The 18,113-nt window shown below is 43.0% G+C and carries 14 protein-coding genes; 10 read left to right on the plus strand and 4 right to left on the minus strand.

The genetic code is table 11. The features are described 5' to 3' along the window. Nucleotides 1–42: 42 nt before the first annotated feature. Both J5A55_RS02425 and J5A55_RS02430 read right to left on the minus strand, forming a co-directional pair. Complete coding sequence (locus tag J5A55_RS02425; RefSeq protein ID WP_004382604.1) at nt 43–993, minus strand: cation diffusion facilitator family transporter; 951 nt, start codon at nt 991–993, stop codon at nt 43–45. 12 nt (nt 994–1,005) lie between these two features. After that, entirely contained in the window at nt 1,006–1,275 is a 270-nt protein-coding gene (locus J5A55_RS02430; RefSeq protein ID WP_004382605.1) for a hypothetical protein, read from the minus strand. A gap of 139 nt (nt 1,276–1,414) precedes the next feature. On the opposite strand from J5A55_RS02430, the gene J5A55_RS02435 reads away from it, so the two are divergent. From J5A55_RS02435 to J5A55_RS02480, 10 genes are all read left to right on the plus strand, one after another. Then, complete coding sequence (locus J5A55_RS02435; protein WP_004382606.1) at nt 1,415–5,149, plus strand: DUF4922 domain-containing protein; 3,735 nt, start codon at nt 1,415–1,417, stop codon at nt 5,147–5,149. 17 nt (nt 5,150–5,166) lie between these two features. Beyond that, on the plus strand, nt 5,167–6,480 hold the full coding sequence (locus J5A55_RS02440) for an MFS transporter (RefSeq protein WP_004382607.1): 1,314 nt from the start codon (nt 5,167–5,169) through the stop codon (nt 6,478–6,480). Between the two features lie 135 nt (nt 6,481–6,615). Beyond that, nucleotides 6,616–7,509 (plus strand): M48 family metallopeptidase, encoded by an 894-nt coding sequence (locus J5A55_RS02445; RefSeq protein WP_004382609.1) that lies wholly within the window; start codon nt 6,616–6,618, stop codon nt 7,507–7,509. Between the two features lie 584 nt (nt 7,510–8,093). After that, nucleotides 8,094–8,543 carry an NfeD family protein gene (locus tag J5A55_RS02450; protein WP_004382612.1) on the plus strand — a complete coding sequence of 150 codons (450 nt, stop codon included), beginning with the start codon at nt 8,094–8,096 and terminating at the stop codon, nt 8,541–8,543. Nucleotides 8,544–8,643: 100 nt separating this feature from the next. After that, nucleotides 8,644–9,600: an SPFH domain-containing protein gene (locus J5A55_RS02455; RefSeq protein WP_004382613.1), complete on the plus strand. Its 957-nt coding sequence runs from the start codon at nt 8,644–8,646 to the stop codon at nt 9,598–9,600. Between the two features lie 6 nt (nt 9,601–9,606). Then, on the plus strand, nt 9,607–10,743 hold the full coding sequence (locus tag J5A55_RS02460; RefSeq protein ID WP_004382614.1) for a UDP-N-acetyl glucosamine 2-epimerase: 1,137 nt from the start codon (nt 9,607–9,609) through the stop codon (nt 10,741–10,743). Nucleotides 10,744–10,948: 205 nt separating this feature from the next. Then, nucleotides 10,949–12,313 (plus strand): MATE family efflux transporter, encoded by a 1,365-nt coding sequence (locus J5A55_RS02465; RefSeq protein ID WP_004382615.1) that lies wholly within the window; start codon nt 10,949–10,951, stop codon nt 12,311–12,313. After that, nucleotides 12,310–12,873, plus strand: coding sequence for an AraC family transcriptional regulator (locus J5A55_RS02470; RefSeq protein WP_004382616.1), 564 nt, complete (start codon nt 12,310–12,312; stop codon nt 12,871–12,873). Before J5A55_RS02465 ends, J5A55_RS02470 begins: the two co-directional genes overlap by 4 nt. Nucleotides 12,874–13,145: 272 nt before the next feature. Beyond that, on the plus strand, nt 13,146–13,358 hold the full coding sequence (locus tag J5A55_RS02475; RefSeq protein WP_004382618.1) for a cation transporter: 213 nt from the start codon (nt 13,146–13,148) through the stop codon (nt 13,356–13,358). Nucleotides 13,359–13,368: 10 nt separating this feature from the next. Next, nucleotides 13,369–15,288, plus strand: a complete 1,920-nt coding sequence (locus J5A55_RS02480) for a heavy metal translocating P-type ATPase (protein WP_004382619.1) — start codon at nt 13,369–13,371, stop codon at nt 15,286–15,288. 772 nt (nt 15,289–16,060) lie between these two features. Here the strand turns inward: J5A55_RS02480 and J5A55_RS02485 are convergent. Together J5A55_RS02485 and J5A55_RS02490 are read right to left on the minus strand one after the other, a co-directional pair. Beyond that, the gene (locus J5A55_RS02485; RefSeq protein WP_004382621.1) at nt 16,061–16,909 is read right to left on the minus strand and encodes a hypothetical protein; all 849 of its coding nucleotides are present in this window, start codon (nt 16,907–16,909) and stop codon (nt 16,061–16,063) included. 78 nt (nt 16,910–16,987) lie between these two features. Beyond that, a complete protein-coding gene (locus J5A55_RS02490) occupies nt 16,988–17,938 on the minus strand; it encodes an aldose epimerase family protein (protein ID WP_004382624.1) in 951 nt (316 codons plus the stop codon). Between the last annotated feature and the right edge of the window lie 175 nt (nt 17,939–18,113).

The following is an 18,113-nucleotide window of genomic DNA, read 5'->3' on the forward strand; positions in this document are numbered from 1 at the left end:
TTCTCATTGCCATTGCTTTTTTATGGTCGACAAGTTGATGTTTTAGCAAGTAGGATGTGCGCTGTCGTAATCCTCTTGATAGTTGTCAGTTTCGATATAAATATAAATCTTATAGCTTGGAAAGGCTGCACGTATGGTACGCTCAATGTCGTTGACAATCTCAGGCGATTGTACTTCACACTCGTCTTTGATATCCACCTTTGCCGTGACAAGTATGTCTGTCGGACTGAGATGGATTGTTTTTATATTGATGAGCTTGCTGATGTCATTTCTATTAAAAGCCTCATTGATACGGGCAAGATCCTTTTTTGTAACGCTTTCTCCAATCAACAGACTATAAAACTCACGTGCCAATAAGAGCGCAGCAAGGCAGAGTAGCACACCGATAAGCACACCTGAGAGTGCATCATAGAATGGATTGCCTGTGAAATGACTAAGAAGTGTACCTGTCAAAGCAATCAACAAGCCCACGACAGCACACGTATCCTCGGTAAAGATGATGAGAATTTCACTGTGACGGCTCTCTCTCAAGAAGCGATAAAGGGGCAAATTGTCTTTGTTTAGTTCGTTGATTTCCTTGAAGGCAACGCGCAGGCTGATACTTTCCACAATCAATCCGAAGACGAGAATACCCATGACTAACCACGTGTTCTCCACACTGTGCTCTGGATGAAACAGCTTTTCCGTAGCCTCCATGATACCTAAAGCACCTCCTGCAAAGAACAACATCATCGCAACTACCATGCTATAGAAGTACTTTGCACGTGCTTGTCCAAACGGATGTTGGTCTGTTTGCTTTGCTTCCGCTTGTTTATTACCTACGAGTAAGAGTATTTCATTACCGCAATCCACAATACTGTGGATCGATTCATTAAGCATTGCGGCTGATCCGGAGACTGCAAAACCAACGAACTTAGATATCGCTACGAGTACATTTGCACCCAAAGCGGCGATAACACTCATCATTCCTCCCTTGTTATTATCCTTTTCCATTATCCTGATTGATTATTTCTTCGCAGCTTTTTGAGCCTCTTTTACCATCTTCAAACGCTCCTCGTAGTAAGGACGCCACTTGTTAATCATAGCCTGAAGATCCTTACTTCGCTGTTCAAGTGTGTGATATTCCTCTGTGTCCGTTAGGTTGAGTTTACTCATTGTTAGCATTTGTTGCAACATAAGTCTTTGTTGTTCGTCAGCTTGATGCAGTTGATTTCCCAACTTCTCAAGCTGCTCCATGAATGCTAATGCACGATCAATATGATTCTCCTTATCCATTCTTACCTTTATTATATACCATGTTTAATGGTCGCAAAGTTACGTAAAAAGATGGATAAATATTGCTTTTAAAAGATTGAATATAGGTGTAATAAAGGATTTTGTATTATCTTTGCATACTAGAAAACAATACATTCAGATGGAAAAGAACAAAAAGATAAGTTGCTTCTTAGCCTATAGTTCGAGTGAAACAATGGCTTCATTGATGGCTCAACTACCTATGGGGAAAGGAGAGATAGTTGATCAAGTGTTTTTCTTAGCGGCACAGTCTGTTGCTGTAGAAGGCATACCTGGACAGGCAAAAGTGTTGCAGGGAACAGGCTTAATGGCGTCAGACATGATGCTGTTGATGGCTAAGTCCACAGAAGCAGACTATGTTTTGTTCTATATGAAGTCAAGTCCTTTGACCTTAGGTTACCATGCTTTGGAACGCATGATACAAGTGGCTGAACAGACAGGGGCGGCTATGGTCTATGCAGATCATTACTCCGTTGAGGATGGAAAGGCGCAGAAACATCCTGTAATCGACTATCAGTTGGGTAGTATTAGGGATGATTTCGACTTTGGATCAGTAGTTCTTCTAAATGGAAAGATGCTGCGGAAATATGCAGAAGAGCGTCAATCAGAACATTATAAATATGCAGGTTGGTATGACTTGCGCCTGTTCTTGAGTCGACAAGGAAGTATTTTCCACCTGAATGAATACCTATACACAGAAGAGGAAGACGATCTTCGTGCGAGTGGAGAGAAGCAGTTTGACTATGTAAACCCACGTAATCGAGAGGTACAGATTGAGATGGAGCAAGCTGCAACACGCCATCTTGCAGCCATCGGAGCCTTGGTTGACACGCAACGTTATGCTCAACCCGACTTCACGAAAGGTGATTTCCTTGTTGAGGCTTCGGTGATTATCCCTGTTTATAATCGTGAGAAGACTGTGAAAGATGCTGTTGTTTCAGCTCTCTCACAGGTTACTGATTTCCCGTTTAATGTCATTGTGGTGGATAATCATTCAACAGATAAGACTACAGAGAAACTTAATTCTTTGGCAACGGATGACCGATTGGTACACCTCATACCCTCACGAACAGACCTCGGGATAGGTGGTTGCTGGAATTATGCTATCAATGACGAACATTGCGGACGCTTTGCAGTACAGCTGGATAGTGATGATCTCTATTCGTCAGAACGTACATTGCAAACCATAGTTAACGCCTTTCATGAGCAGAAAGCAGCAATGATTGTGGGGTCATATCGTATGTGTGACTTCGATTTAAACACCTTACCTCCGGGCTTGATAAGCCATAGTGAGTGGACAGAAAACAATGGTTGTAACAACGCATTACGTATCAATGGACTTGGAGCTCCGCGTGCTTTCTTTACGCCATTAGCCCGACAAGTGCAGTTCCCAAACACTAGTTATGGTGAAGATTACGCCATGGGATTGGCTTTCAGTCGCTCTTTTCGTATTGGAAGAATATATGATGAACTTTATCTCTGCCGTCGTTGGGGTGGGAATAGTGATGCTGTTCTTAGCTTAGAGAGGCTTAATGCCAACAATACATACAAGGATCAGCTGCGTACAATGGAGTTACTTGCACGCAAACAACAGAACGATAGCGTAGAGAAAGGGCTTTACGATTTTTTTCATAAGCAGCTGAACCAATGGAAAGAAGTACAGACTCGATTTGAGGAGTTGGCTAACGTGCAGACACGTGAGGTGGGTTCAGCCCTCGCGCAATACAATCCTGCACGCATGGTAAGCACTGGGGCGAAGATAGATAAGGCTTCCCTTGCGAAACGTCCTTGTTTCCTTTGTGCCAAGAACCGCCCTTCTGTACAGATAGGATTGCCTTTTCATCATGATTTCGATATCTTAGTCAATCCTTTCCCCATCCTTCCTGTGCACTTCACAATACCTGCTTGCAAGCACCAAGCACAGTCTATAGTCGCAAACTATGGTCAGGTGCATCGCTTGTTGAGCTTATATCCACACCTGATGGTGTTTTATAATGGTCCAAAGTGTGGTGCCAGTGCTCCTGATCATTTGCATTTCCAGGCAGGGACAAGCGGTATCTTACCCATACAAAAGCATTGGAAAGTATTGTGGAAGACATCTAAACCATTGTTGACATTGGATAACAACGATGGAGTCTATGCGATAGAAGATTATATCTGTCCTGCTCTTGCTATTGTGAGCCACGATGAGGAGCATGATACACAGTTGTTCCAAACAATCTATAATGTCCTCCCTTTGAAAGAAGATGAGACCGAACCGATGATGAATATCGTGTCTTGGAGGGATGAGGAACGCTTTATCTCTGTCGTTTTCCCACGTCAGAAGCATCGCCCTGCATGCTATTCTGCAGAAGGAGAAGCCCAATACTTGGTGAGTCCCGGTAGTTTGGATATGGGCGGTTTACTCATTCTTCCACGTCAAACAGACTTTGAAAGAATGACAGCAGAACGTGCCGAAGCCATCTTGCAGGAGGTTTCTTTATCAAAAGAGGCGATGGATAAGGTTGTTAAGAACATATCATTGGCTAATAAAAAAGCAGAACCAGAAGTTTCAGTAGGCATTGTCAGTGCAGAAAAGATACATTTCCAGTTAAATAAGGAATACACTCTTGATGGTCAAGAGGTGATAGGTGAACAGCTTGTTGAGTATTCCCAAGGCAAGATAAGATGGAAGGGTGCCTATTACGAAGAACTCCTTTTCACTCCAAAGAGTGCCGATTCATCCTTCACGTTGGCTGATGTTACCATTGGAGTAAACTTCCATTGGGAACGAAAAGAGGCTCAGACATTCCTCGGGCAGCTGCATCTTATCATTGACGAAGGCAAGATTGTGGCAATAAACAAGCTCCCCGTTGAGCGTTACTTAGCCAGTGTTATATCCAGTGAGATGAGTGCTACTTCCTCATTAGAGCTTTTGAAGGCACATGCAGTTATCTCTCGCAGTTGGTTGTTGGCTCAGATAGAGAAACGAAAAGATATTGCTAACAATCGAAAGAGTGCCACTTCGGCCATGATCGAAACACCCGAAGAGCTGGTAAGATGGTTTGATAGGGAAGACCATAAGCTCTTTGATGTTTGTGCCGATGACCATTGTCAACGTTACCAAGGTATCACGAAAGCTACAAGTCCACATGTGGAGGAAGCCATCAAGGCAACTCGTGGACAAGTATTGATGGCTGGTAACGAGATTTGTGACGCCCGTTTCAGCAAATGTTGTGGTGGAGTAACGGAGGAGTATCAGTATTGTTGGGAGAATCTAAGTAAGTCTTATCTGCTTTCCGTTGCTGACAAAGCACCTTTAGGGACTACTCCAAGTATAGACTTAACCAATGAAACCCATGCACGAGAATGGATATTGTCTTCTCCAGAGGCATTCTGTAATACGCATGATATGGCAGTTTTGAGTCAAGTACTCAATAACTACGACCAAGAGACGCACGACTTTTATCGTTGGAAGGTGGACTTCTGTCAAACAGAGCTTGTCGAGTTAATATGCAGAAAGACGGGTATTGACTTTGGAAAGATCGTTGACTTGCAACCATTAGAGCGTGGAAAGAGTGGGAGAGTCAGTCGTTTAAAGATTGTTGGCACCAAGTATAGCCGTGTTATTGGTAAAGAGTTAGAGATAAGACGCACGTTGAGTGAAACTCATTTGTATAGTTCTGCCTTCGTTGTAGAGCGTAGCCATATAGAGAACGGAGTGCCACAACATTTCCAACTCATTGGTGCGGGCTGGGGACATGGCGTTGGGCTGTGCCAGATAGGAGCTGCCGTAATGGGGGAGAAGGGCTATAAGTATGATACGATACTCCATCATTATTACAAGAATACAATGATAGAAACCCTATATATATAAGGTGTAGAGAGTAAGAGATGAGCGACGAACAGCAAATAAAAAATGGTATTCCGATTGCAAACCAATGGTACAGTCATTGGTTATGGATACCTACGCTCTATCTTACACGGGGCTTACCTTATGTCATCTTGTTAATGACCTCATTAGTTTTCTACAACCGGATGGGCTTGTCGAATGGTGCAATAACACTTACCACATCGTGGTTCTTTCTTCCTTTCATCCTACGTCCACTATTAGGAAGGTTCGTAGTTGGTTATAAAAGCAAGCGTTTCTGGATTATTCTTGCAGAGTGTGTTATAGCGTTAAGTCTCGTTGGCTTAGCCCTTTCTGTGCGCCTTATGGATTGGTTCTTATGGTCGGTTGCTGCCTTTATGGTCATTGCGATCGCTGCAGCCTTGCATGATGTAGCCATTGAAAGGCTCTATAATCGGGAAGCATTATTGCTGGAACGACCTATATTCTTCGGTCTTCGAGCTGTCTCTTATCTGCTTTCTATCATCGTCGGGATGGCTATTCCCATCACATTAGCAGGTAACTTGGAGGTGATCAATCGTACTGTTCGCCCAGCTTGGGCTACTCTTTTCTGGGTATTAGCCGTTTTGATGATTGCTATGACCTTATTTCATGCCCTCATTCTGCCTAAGGCTGTTATCCGTGCGAAGCTCCCTATATGGAGTGGTGTTACTCGCCAATGGTGGCATGATGTGACGGCTGCCTTCATAAGAAGACCTCATTACGTTGCAAACCTCGTCTTTCTCTTCTGTTTCTTAATACCCGAAGGGATGTTTATAAGGGTTGCTCCACTCTTTCTCATTGATCCCGGAAGCAATGGCGGATTAGCTCTCTCGCCTCAAGAATTAGGTTTGGTGCAAGGCACAGTGGGTACTTTTGCCTTTATAGCAGGTTGTGGATTAGGTATCAGTCTTGTCCGTCGGGATGGCTTACAACGTTGGTTATGGTTCTTTGTTATGGCTCTCACCTTACCAAAGTTCCTCTTTGTCTACCTCAGTTATTATTTTGTTTCCACCTTATCCATCATTAATATTTGTATTATTATCGATTACTTCGGGGCGGGTTTGGGCTTAACAACTTACATAGTATGGTTAGGCTTTTGTACAAAAGGTAAACATTCCACTTTCACTTATTCATTGGGAACGGCAATAACAGCCTTTTCCATGGTGATGTCAGGGTGGTTTACAGGCTTCTTACAAGAGTATGTAGGTTATCGAAAGTTCTTCCTCATGGTTGCAGTATCAGGTATTATCAGTTTCATTGTGGCTTATTTTATACCGATAACAAAGGACATTGGTAAGCGTGAAAGAACCGTTTAATCCTGTAGAAACTATTTCTTTCAAAATGAATTATCGCTTGTTAACCTTTTTAAAAAAGGTATTTAAATCGTTTGATAGTAATGGAAAAAGTAGTACTTTCGTACTCGGAAAGTTATAAAAGGTAATTAGAAAGATATGAAAATCAAGTATTTTTTAATGGCAGCTGTCGTTGCTTTGATGACAGCATGTGGTACTGCTTCTAAGGTGCCATTGACTGGGCGCACCCATAGACTTAGTGTTTCGGATGCCCAACTACTAAGTCTTAGCAATCAAGAGTACACTAAGTTCATGGCATCTGCAAAGCGTTCAACGGATGCAAAGAACACTGCTATGGTTCAACGCGTTGGTCGTAACCTTGCAAATGCAGTAGAGACTTACTTGCGAAACAATGGTTATGCCAATGAAGTAAAGAACTTCCAATGGGAGTTCAACCTTGTTCAAGACAAGCAGGCAAATGCTTTCTGTATGCCTGGAGGTAAGATCGTTGTTTATGAGGGCTTGCTTCCTTATACTCAAAACGAGGCAAGTTTGGCTATTGTTTTAGGGCATGAAATAGCGCACGCAGTGGCTAAGCACAGTGCAGAACAGCTTACCAAGCAGATGAATCAGCAGATGGGAACGAACATCTTAGGTACTGTTTTGAATTCAACAGTGGGTAGTGGCGTAGGAGATGTAGCAGCTCAAGTAGCTGGCGGATACTTCTCTTTCCGTAATCTAAAGTACAGTCGCGATAACGAAAGTGAAGCCGATTACATGGGATTGATATTTGCTGCGATGGCTGGATACGACCCCGCAAATGCCGTTACATTCTGGAAACGAATGGCAGCAGGCACTAATAGCAATACAGCAGAGATTCTTAGCGACCACCCATCAGATGCTCGTCGTATCCAAAACATTGAGAAGTGGTTGCCAGAAGCAGAGAAGTATTATCGTCAGAGTGGCTCTTCTAATGTTCGCACAAGTACAACTTCGACTGCTGGTACATTACATATTGGATCGTCAAAGAAGGTTTCAAAGAAGCGTCGTTAAGCCTATTTGAAATAGAGACAAGATACTCTTCAGATTCAAGAGACGCCCTTCTCGCATTGAGAAAGGCGTCTCTTTGCATCAAAGAGGGCGTCTCCTTAATATGAAAAGGGCGTCTCTTCGATGTGAAGAAACGCCTTCTTTGTTGGCAGATGGTACTATCCACTCCCCTCTCCATTCGGAGAAGGGGCTGGAAGGTGAGGCTATAAAGTAGGGACAGACGCCCTCGTCTGGAAACCCCACCCAGCCTCCCCCAAGGGGAGGAGTGCCTAACGGAAGCTAATTGGAATGGTTCTTTCTATACAAAAGGATACCACAAAGTAGGGACAGACGCCCTCGTCTGTCCGCATAAAGCGGGGAAGTTGGTTGCGGATCTGGCATGCTCTGGCGGACAGACGAGGGCGTCTGTCCCTACAGGTTGGCATGTTCTTTAAATAAAGGAACGCCTTCTTCAATATGAAGAGGGCGTTTCCTTGATACGAAGAGGGCGTCTCTTCGTATTTAAAAGAGCACATATTTTTACGTAAACATTTGACAGATCCATTTTTTATCACTATCTTTACAAACGAAATCAACCCTTTATAGCTATGATAGATTATATGATACAGAACCTTTGGTTGGCTTGGTTGCTGGCTGGGATAGTATGTCTTATCCTCGAGATGATGAACAATGACTTCTTTATCATGTGCTTCGCAATTGGTAGTTTTTGTGCTTCTGTCGCCTCATTGATGATAGATAGCATAGTTGTTCAAGTCATCGTGTTTGCCATCTTCACATTGTTAAGTATCTTCTATGTACGTCCTATCGCCCTGAAATACCTCCATAAGGGGGAAGACCAACGGTTAAGTAATGCTGACGCTTTGATTGGGCGTGAGGGTAAAGTAACCGATACAATAGAGACTGGAGGCTATGGTCGTGTGAAGATAGATGGTGATTCATGGAAAGCCAAGTCGATAGATGGACAGGAGATAAGCGTTGGGAATGACGTTCGAATCCTCCGTTTGGACTCTATCATTGTGACTGTTGAGAGGTGTTGAACAGGTATGACAATTAAAAGAAACAATATTAAATAACCCTTCTCTTGCCTTTTTATCATCGTCTTAACAATGGATAGTGGGCGAGAGAACCTAAAGACTTATGCTTATGAATATTCTAGGTTTTGTGTTGATTGCGCTTATCATCATGGTAATTATCTTTGCCAAGATGTCGATAGTCATTATCTCTCAGAGTGAAACAAAGGTCGTTGAACGATTGGGAAAGTACTATGCTACGCTCCGACCAGGCATTAACATCATCATACCCTTCATTGATCGGACAAAGGAAATAGTAGCTATGAGGGCTGGCAGGTACGCTTATACCAGTTCAATTGACCTACGCGAGCAGGTGTACGACTTTGATCGTCAGAACGTGATAACCAAAGATAACATTCAAATGCAGATTAATGCGCTGCTCTACTTTCAGATAATTGATCCGTTCAAAGCCGTTTATGAGATCAATAACTTGCCTAACGCCATTGAGAAACTGACGCAGACTACACTCCGAAACATCATCGGTGAGATGGAACTTGACCAAACGCTTACCTCTCGCGATACTATTAATACGAAGCTAAGATCGGTTCTTGATGATGCAACTAACAAGTGGGGAATCAAGGTGAACCGCGTAGAACTACAAGATATAACGCCTCCTGCAAGTGTTTCTCAGGCTATGGAGAAGCAGATGCAGGCTGAACGTAATAAGCGTGCAACCATCCTTACGAGTGAAGGTCAGAAGCAATCGGCTATTCTCCAGTCGGAGGGTGAGAAGCAAGCAGCCATCAACCGTGCTGAAGCTGACAAGCAACAGCAGATCTTAATAGCTGAAGGTCAGGCGCAAGCACGCATTCGCAAGGCTGAAGCAGAGGCTATTGCCATTCAGAAGATAACAGAGGCTGTTGGACAAAGTACCAATCCTGCCAACTATCTCATTGCACAGAAATATATCCAGATGTTGACCGATTTAGCTCATAATAATAACCAGAAGACTGTTTATCTACCATTTGAGGCATCAAACCTTATGGGTTCTATCGGCGGTATTAAGGATATGTTTAAGGGATAATAGATAATGACAACACAGGACATAAATCTTTGTATTTTTTGTGGTGCACGTCCTAACTTTATAAAGGTGGCACCAATTATTAGGGTAATAAACAAGTTGTCAGAAAGTGATAGCAGCCATAAGGTGAGCTACTCACTGGTTTATGCTGGTAGTGAAGACGACCCGACGTTGGAAGATAAGCTCTTTGACGAGTTGGCTATCCATCGTCCTGATGCATACTTGGGCGTTGAATGTGAGAATCTTAACGAACTCACGGGGCAGGTAATGTCGAAGTTTGAACAGTACCTACAGGCTAATAGCAGTGATGTAGTTATCGTTGTTGATGACTTGGCATCGACAATGGCAGCCGCAATAGTCACTAAGAAGCAAGCAATCACACTTGCGCATATTGCCGCGGGGACGCGTTCTTTTGACATAACGATGCCTAAGGAGATCAATAGATTGGTCATTGACGGACTGTCGGACATCCTCTTTACGGCTGGATTCAGCAATAATAGTATTGCAAACAAGGAGGGTGCCGAACTCTCAAAGGTGTATATGGTGGGCAACATCCTTATTGACAACATCCGTTATAACCGTGAGCGCATTGAGGGAATGAGCCTTGCTGACATTGATGCGTTGGCAGGTTTACCTATTAAAGAAAGTAATTATCTTGTCTTCACACTGAATCGTAAGGCCTTACTTGCTGATCAGGACAATCTGGAGAAGATGCTCCGTGTCTTGAGCGAGACGGCAGGCGATTTACCAATTATTGCTCCTTTGCGTGATTCTGCAGTACAGGTTATCATGTCTCTAAGCCTAAAGAAGAATATAAACTTGCATAATCTGCATATCGTTAAACCGCTTGGTTACTTAGAGTTTGCCTATCTTACTGCTCATGCACAGGGTATTGTGACTGACTCGGGGAACGTTGCTGAGGAGGCAACATTCAATAGTATCCCTTGTATAACACTCAACAGTTACACCGAACACATAGAGACTGTGAAAGTAGGAAGCAATGTTCTTGTTGGAGAAGACGCTGAGTTGCTTCGTTCAGCACTATCGGATATGGTCGCAGGAACGTGGAAGAAGAGTGGAATACCTGATAGATGGGATGGTAGATCGGCTGAACGTATCTTACAGATATTACTTGAACACCATTAAAGGTACGTTCTTTTAGAATCATCGAAGAACTTATATAGAAGGATAAACACCCTCTTTTAGCAGTCTATTCAGTTGGATTGATAGTGCAGAAGAGGCTGTTTCTCCTTCTTTTTATCTATTATTACCATTTATAAATGGTGTAGAGAAGAACTTAGTTTTCATTAATTTCGTACCTTTGCATTGATATTTAACAGGTGATAAGATAATGCACGGACATACAGACAACTACACTTTCTTGACACAAGGACCAATACATCGTGTTATAATAACGATGGCTGTACCCACAATTATATCCATGCTTGTGACCGGACTGTACAACATTGCGGATACATTCTTCGTTGGTAAGATCGATACACAAGCCACTGCAGCTGTCGGGGTGTCGTTTTCTATGATGTTCTTTGTCCAGGCGATGGGGTTCTTCTTTGGGCATGGTTCAGGTAATTACATATCTCGTGAGCTGGGAGCAAAGCGTCGTGAAAATGCTATAAAGATGGCATCAACGGGCTTCTTCAGCTCTTTCTTCTTTGGGTTAGTTATCCTTGTTCTGGGTGAGATATTCCTTACTCCTCTCTCATTAATGCTGGGTAGTACACCAACCATCCTCCCTTACACAGAGAGTTATATGCGTCTTATCCTCTTGGGAGCACCTTTCTTGACCTCATCTCTTACGTTGAATAACCAGATGCGACTGCAGGGTAATGCGAACTTCGCCATGTATGGCATTGTAATAGGTGCTATACTGAATGTTGCACTGGACCCTTTACTGATCTTTACATGCGGTATGGGGGTTAGTGGAGCAGCCCTTGCGACCGTGATAGGACAGTTCGTTTCGTTCGTAATCCTATTCTTTATGACTCGAAGAGGGGAGAATATAGCTATTCACTTTCGGCACTTTTCACCCTCATGGGCGGCTTATAAGGAGATATTCTACGGTGGTAGTCCATCATTAATGCGTCAAGGTCTGGCGTGCGTAGCCACTATGTCCCTCAATCTGGCAGCTGGTATCTATGGCGACTCGGCTATTGCTGCGATGAGCATAGTCGGTAGAATCGCCATGTTATCATTTGCTGCTGTGATTGGATTAGGGCAAGGGTTCCAGCCAGTTTGTGGCTTTTGCTATGGGGCGGGACTCTATACTCGATTGAAGAAAGCCTATCACTTTACGGTAGTTCTTGGTACCAGCTTCCTCATTCTACTTGCTATTGGATGCTGGATAGTGAGTGATTCCCTTATAGGAGTGTTCCGTGACGATCCTAAAGTAATTGAGATTGGAGTGGTTGCATTGCGTTGGCAGCTCTGTACCTTCCCTCTCAATGCCTTTATCTTAGCAAGTAATATGATGGCACAAACTTGCCGTAAGCCTTTACGAGCTAATATTCTTGCTGCTGCAAGACAAGGTTTATTCTTCATCCCACTCATCTTTATCCTTCCAGCTCACCTTGGTTTGCTCGGCGTTGAGATGTGTCAAGCGGTCAGTGATGTGTTCTCTTTTATATTATCAGTGCCTATTGTTGTTTATACCTTCAAGGAGTTTAATAAGGAAGCAGTGGTTAGGAGGGTCGCAGAATGAGTAAGATTTATATAAAGAACATGGTTTGTGATCGTTGTAAGATGGCTGTTGAACAGACCTTACAACGTCAGAATATACATCCTATAAAGGTTGATTTGGGCGAAGCTATTGTCGAGGAAGAATTGACGGAAGCACAACTCTTAGTACTTCGAACAGCTTTAAAAGATTTAGGTTTTGAACTTCTCGGAGATAGAAGACAGCAGACAATAGACCTTATAAAGTCCTCTTTGATAAAACTTGTACATTATCAAGATAACCAGTCAGCAACAACTCTGAGTGATTATCTCGTCTCTCAACTCCATCAAGACTATAGTTCGCTTTCCAAACTCTTCTCGGAAGTAGAAGGAAAGACCATCGAACGCTATTATATAGAGCTTCGTATCGAGCGTGTGAAAGAGCTAATTCGTTATGATGAACTTACTCTTACACAGATAGCGCAGCGTATGAATTATTCTTCGGTGGCCTATCTCTCCAGTCAGTTTAAGGCAGTTACGGGAATGACTCCATCTCAATTCCGGGGGATGAAGACGAATACTCGTATGCCTTTAGACCAGCTCTAAGATCTATTCAGGCTTCTGATAAGCATCCTTATCATACATGTCTGTCTTTCTATTTATCACCTAATACCTTTATAATAACGTATTGCAAAAGTAAGTCATTGCATTTAGAAAGAAGTATGATAAGCGTGAAATAATATGAAAGGAAGCATTTTGTAGGAATGTTATAACCTTTATCCATAATTCTGTAACACGCTTTCCTTAATATAAGTGTACCTTTGCAAGCGACAAGGAGAAAGTCTTCTTGCAAACAACTAATATAATAAAACGAAGTTATGAAAAGTGATATTTTTGCAGTAAGTGGTATGAAGTGTGTACATTGTAAGGCTAACGTTGAGAATGCGCTAAAGTCTTTAAATGGTGTAAAGAGTGCAGAAGCTAATCTAGAGAAAGCCAATGTAAATGTCGAATATGATGAGTCTGTTGTTACTCCAGCACAACTCAAGGAGGCAGTGGACAATAGTGGGCGCTATGAGTTGAGCCTATAAGGAGATAAGCATGAAGCAAACAATTCCTGTTATCGGCATGGCATGTTCTGCATGTTCTGCCAATGTAGAGAAGAAACTGAACGAGCTTAAAGGCATTAATACCGCATCGGTATCATTGCCTGGTCGTTCAGCTTTGGTCGATTATGACCCCGAAACCATCTCACTGGAGCAGATGAAAGCTGCAATCAATGGGATTGGTTATGACTTAGTCATTGATAAAGAGACTTCAGTTGAGGAGATTGAGAAGCGCGAGTACACGTTATTACGTCGGAAAACCATCCTTTCTTGGATATTCTCCATTGCCGTAATGAGCGTTTCGATGGGATGGATCGACCTCCATTCACGTACCATTGCTAATCAAGTTTCTCTATTGATTGCCTTAGCAAACATTGTTTATTGCGGTCGACAGTTCTATGTTTCAGCATGGAAACAACTCCTTCATGGCACTGCAAACATGGATACGCTCGTAACCTTATCCACGGCAATATCATTCCTATTCAGTACTTTCAACACCTTCTGGGGGGATGCTGTATGGGCGAGCCGAGGTATCGTTTGGCATACATACTATGATGCGGCTGTAATGATCATTACCTTTGTCTTGACAGGACGAATGTTAGAAGAAAAGGCAAAGGACGGCACTGCCTCCTCTATTAGGCACATGATGGGTATGGCTCCAAAGACGGCACATATTGTTGATGGTGACCGAATAGAAGAAGTGCCAATATCGACTATTGAAGTAGGAGATATTCTAGAGGTTCACCCTGGCGAGAAGGTTCCTGTCGATGGAGAAGTTATCTCTGCTGAGAGCTTTATGACCCCCGATGCCGCCTATGTTGATGAGAGTATGATCACAGGCGAGCCTACCCCTGCAGAGAAAAAGAAGGGTTCAAAGGTGCTAGCAGGCACTATTCCTAGTCAAGGAGTATTCCGCATGAAGGCAAATGAGATAGGTGAGAACACGGCATTAGCGCATATTATTCGGATGGTGCAAGAGGCGCAAGGTTCTAAAGCACCCGTGCAACGCATTATCGATAAGGCTGCTTTAGTGTTTGTTCCAGTCGTTACGCTCATTGCCTTGCTAACCTTTCTTCTATGGTGGCTGATAGGTGGCGAGGCTTTCTTACCACAAGCGATTATCTCTGCCGTAGCCGTTTTGGTCATCGCTTGCCCATGTGCCATGGGATTGGCGACACCGACTGCCTTGATGGTAGGAATTGGTAAGGCAGCACAAAAGCAGATACTCATCAAGGATGCAGCAGCATTGGAGAGCTTACGTAAGGTGGATGCACTTGTAACCGATAAGACGGGAACGTTGACGATACCTAATAAAGAAGTAGATTTCACCAAGGCTGACAATCTTCCTTTCGAGAAGCGGGAACAACTGAAGCCCAATGCTCGTGAGGCGATGGAGGAATTGCAGAAGAGCGGGATAGAGGTCTATATGATGAGTGGTGACAAGGATGAGGCTGCACACTATTGGGCTGATAAAGTGGGTATAAAGCACTACTTTAGTAAGGCTTTACCGCAGGACAAAGAGAACCTTGTTAAGCGTTTGCAGTCTGAAGGAAAGCGCGTTGCGATGGTAGGAGATGGCATTAATGATACCCAAGCGTTGGCGTTGGCAGATGTCAGTATAGCGATTGCCAAGGGTACAGATGTTGCAATGGATGTAGCGCAAGTGACGCTCATGGGCGATGATTTAGCTATCCTTCCAGAGGCAATCCGACTAAGTAAGAACACCGTTAGAATGATATGGGAGAACCTTTTCTGGGCGTTTATCTATAACCTTGTTTGTATTCCTTTGGCGGCTGGACTATTATATGTCTTCGGTATCAACTGGCAGATTACACCTTCTTGGGCAAGTGCTCTAATGGCATTCTCAAGCGTTAGTGTCGTTTTGAATAGCCTTCGCCTGCGTTGGATGAAATAGGTGAGTAAGAATAGAAAGAAGGGTGTGATACTTTTGTAATAGATTATTGCTAATTTGGATGCTTCTCATTGCGTTATTTTCGATAAAGTCTGATGTTGTGTCCAAATACGCGATTTATAGCAAGGGGATCGCTCCTTTTTCTAATGATCTGATAACCAATTTGTTATGTAAAACATACCTATCAATCTCTTATAAGATTTTAGCTTTTACCCTGAAAAATACCTGATTTTAGGTGAAAACGTACCTCCGTTTCGCCAAAAACGTACCTCCATTTCACTAAAAACGTACCTCCGTTTCGCCAAAAACGTACCTCCGTTTCACCAAAAACGTACCTCCGTTTTATGAAAAAGGTATATACGAACCATTTAAAACGTATATTTCTTTCTATTTCAATGCTAGTTCGATCATTAGTTTTGTAAAGTATATTCAGAAAAGGGAGGGAGTCTCTTTGTTTTTAGTCTTGCTGTTTTAACATGTCTTTTAACTGATCAAAGTAGGGACAGACGCCCTCGTCTGTCCGCATAAGAGGACGTATTTCACAAGGAGGTAAGGAGGTTCACGCGGACAGACGAGGGCGTCTGTCCCTACATTAAATCGTGAATTTCAAATAAGGGAAATAGTTCTTGTATTCAAAGAGAGCCTCTCTTCCTATCGAAGAAGGCGTTGTGTAACATAGAAATAGGACTTACCATAGCTTATTAATAGCTGATGATAAGTCCTATTGGTGCTTATTTACGTGAGTGAAACGTACCTCGATGATAGGAGAAAAGCCCTATCTCACAGGGTAATCAAATCTGTTCGTGTTGTAGAAGTTCGTTTGTTGTGATGGAACATGATCGAATTCTACGTTGATAGAAATAGCGTTTTGATTGTGAGAACCCCATTGATAGGTTACGCCACCACCAATTCTATCCATGAATCGACTAGCCATTGCGCCATAACCGAAGCCCATTGCACCATAACCGTAACCAAAGGGACTATAGCCCAACATGCCATATCCGCCCCAAGCAGGGTACCCATAACCTGCGTAACCGAAAGCATTTCCGACGTTATTAGAGGTGAATGCCTTCTGAACAAAGGCGTAAGCACTCCAATGCTCATCGAATTGATAGCCGAGAACAGCATTGACTCCGCCAACGAAGTAGTTGTTTCCTTGATAAGTCAGATGGTTTACATAGCCACCAACAGCTAGGGTCGCCTTCTTTGAAAGGTTGGTTACATACATCAATGACACATCTTGCGAGAATCCTGCGCCATGGTTATATCCATGTCCAAGGTTGGCAAATGCCGATGCACTAAGGTTTATGTTCAATCCTTTATGCAGTCTCCATGGACCTAAGCCATAGCCCCACTCGGGGTAATAGAAACTATTGGGAGTAACAGTCTGACCGCTTTCTGTTATGACAGGGAGGTTATTGTCTATTTGAGATTGCTGTTCACGATCCTCTGCCATACGCCTAGCATATTCCTTCTCAGCCTCAGTTGCTTCCCTTGGTCCTTTCAGGCGCGATGACTCAATAGGCTTCACAACCGATGTATCAACGTTGTGCTGCCCCGCTATTGTTTGCGCCTGCAATGGCAGGCACAAGATAGCTGTTATTATGAAAGCATATTTCTTCATTTGCTTGCAAATATAAATAATCGTCTATCAACAGCCAAGTATTTTAAAAGTTATTAGTGTTTTTTCAAGTTGTTGGTACTACTTAGTTTTCATGATGAGCGGTGGATCTGTTGTAAAGAGAAATACGGTTGCACCATGGAAAACCTGTCCCGGCTGTAAGCTATTGTCTACTTTCTCCATACCACTATTGTATCCAGCATGCAAGGGTTGTAGTGTTATGCCACTACTTTGCGCCCCATGCGTATTGATGAGTAGGGTGGGTTCACTGGAGTAGATGGTCATTGCGCGCCCACTTTGTGCATCGAACAGGATAGCGGCAGGCTTTTGCATATTGTCAGGATGGCGCAGTTGGAAAGCATGATAATAGCCATTGATGGTTGCTTTTATTCGTTCTCCAATCTCTCTTGGTTGGGTAAAGTCGAATGGAGTAAGGCGTGTTTTCTGTAGTTCATTAGTGGGGAATTGCTCCTTATCCAACTTATTTGTGTAGTGCGTATCTATCCACAGATGTTGTTTAAGGATAGATCGGTGCATGTCACCAGATAGATTGAAACAAATTCCATTGGTTACTTGCAATGTTGTTGGAGCAGTCGTCGTGATACGATAATCAATGTCAAGTGCATTCTGATCGGATAGCGTATAGGTAACAGTTGCATTCAGTTTACCATTGAGATTGTTCTCTCCTTCAGTCGTAATATAGCGTAGGGAGACCGATTGGTTATCAGAGCTAACAATCTCCCAAACCTTTGATGAGAGCGTTTCTGTATGCTCCTTACCGATGTAGATAAGCGTTGCTCCTAATGTAGAGTCTTGCTTGTAGTCTTCCAGCTGATTGTACCCTTTGACCACAGGTTCCAATCGTCCGTTCCAGTTATGGGCTGTCAACGAAACAAGCCGCGCTCCGTAATTACTCACAATAGCCTCCATACCATTGCTGTTAGTGAGCTTGACAAGTCTTGCTTCCTGTGCATTTATGTTCATAACAAGGCTCAATAAAACCATTGTTATTAGTGCATGTAGCTGCTTCATAATGTATCCTTTCTGTATATTGCAAAGTTAGTAAAAAACTTTAGAAATGCTTGTGTGGTAGAAATAAATGTTATACTTTCGTATCCAAATACAACTATTTTAGAATTAAAGAAGAAGTCTTCTGTTTCTTTCCGTTGCTTTTATCTTCTACAGCCTATGCGAGTTTATAAGATAA

The organism is Prevotella veroralis, assembly GCF_018127765.1.
In the GTDB taxonomy this organism is placed as follows: domain Bacteria; phylum Bacteroidota; class Bacteroidia; order Bacteroidales; family Bacteroidaceae; genus Prevotella; species Prevotella veroralis.

Coding starts and splice junctions, on each gene's coding strand:
- J5A55_RS02425 (WP_004382604.1), bottom strand. CDS start 993: ATGGAAAAGGATAATAACAAGGGAGGAATGATGAGTGTTATCGCCGCT.
- J5A55_RS02430 (WP_004382605.1), bottom strand. CDS start 1,275: ATGGATAAGGAGAATCATATTGATCGTGCATTAGCATTCATGGAGCAG.
- J5A55_RS02435 (WP_004382606.1), top strand. CDS start 1,415: ATGGAAAAGAACAAAAAGATAAGTTGCTTCTTAGCCTATAGTTCGAGT.
- J5A55_RS02440 (WP_004382607.1), top strand. CDS start 5,167: ATGAGCGACGAACAGCAAATAAAAAATGGTATTCCGATTGCAAACCAA.
- J5A55_RS02445 (WP_004382609.1), top strand. CDS start 6,616: ATGAAAATCAAGTATTTTTTAATGGCAGCTGTCGTTGCTTTGATGACA.
- J5A55_RS02450 (WP_004382612.1), top strand. CDS start 8,094: ATGATAGATTATATGATACAGAACCTTTGGTTGGCTTGGTTGCTGGCT.
- J5A55_RS02455 (WP_004382613.1), top strand. CDS start 8,644: ATGCTTATGAATATTCTAGGTTTTGTGTTGATTGCGCTTATCATCATG.
- J5A55_RS02460 (WP_004382614.1), top strand. CDS start 9,607: ATGACAACACAGGACATAAATCTTTGTATTTTTTGTGGTGCACGTCCT.
- J5A55_RS02465 (WP_004382615.1), top strand. CDS start 10,949: ATGCACGGACATACAGACAACTACACTTTCTTGACACAAGGACCAATA.
- J5A55_RS02470 (WP_004382616.1), top strand. CDS start 12,310: ATGAGTAAGATTTATATAAAGAACATGGTTTGTGATCGTTGTAAGATG.
- J5A55_RS02475 (WP_004382618.1), top strand. CDS start 13,146: ATGAAAAGTGATATTTTTGCAGTAAGTGGTATGAAGTGTGTACATTGT.
- J5A55_RS02480 (WP_004382619.1), top strand. CDS start 13,369: ATGAAGCAAACAATTCCTGTTATCGGCATGGCATGTTCTGCATGTTCT.
- J5A55_RS02485 (WP_004382621.1), bottom strand. CDS start 16,909: ATGAAGAAATATGCTTTCATAATAACAGCTATCTTGTGCCTGCCATTG.
- J5A55_RS02490 (WP_004382624.1), bottom strand. CDS start 17,938: ATGAAGCAGCTACATGCACTAATAACAATGGTTTTATTGAGCCTTGTT.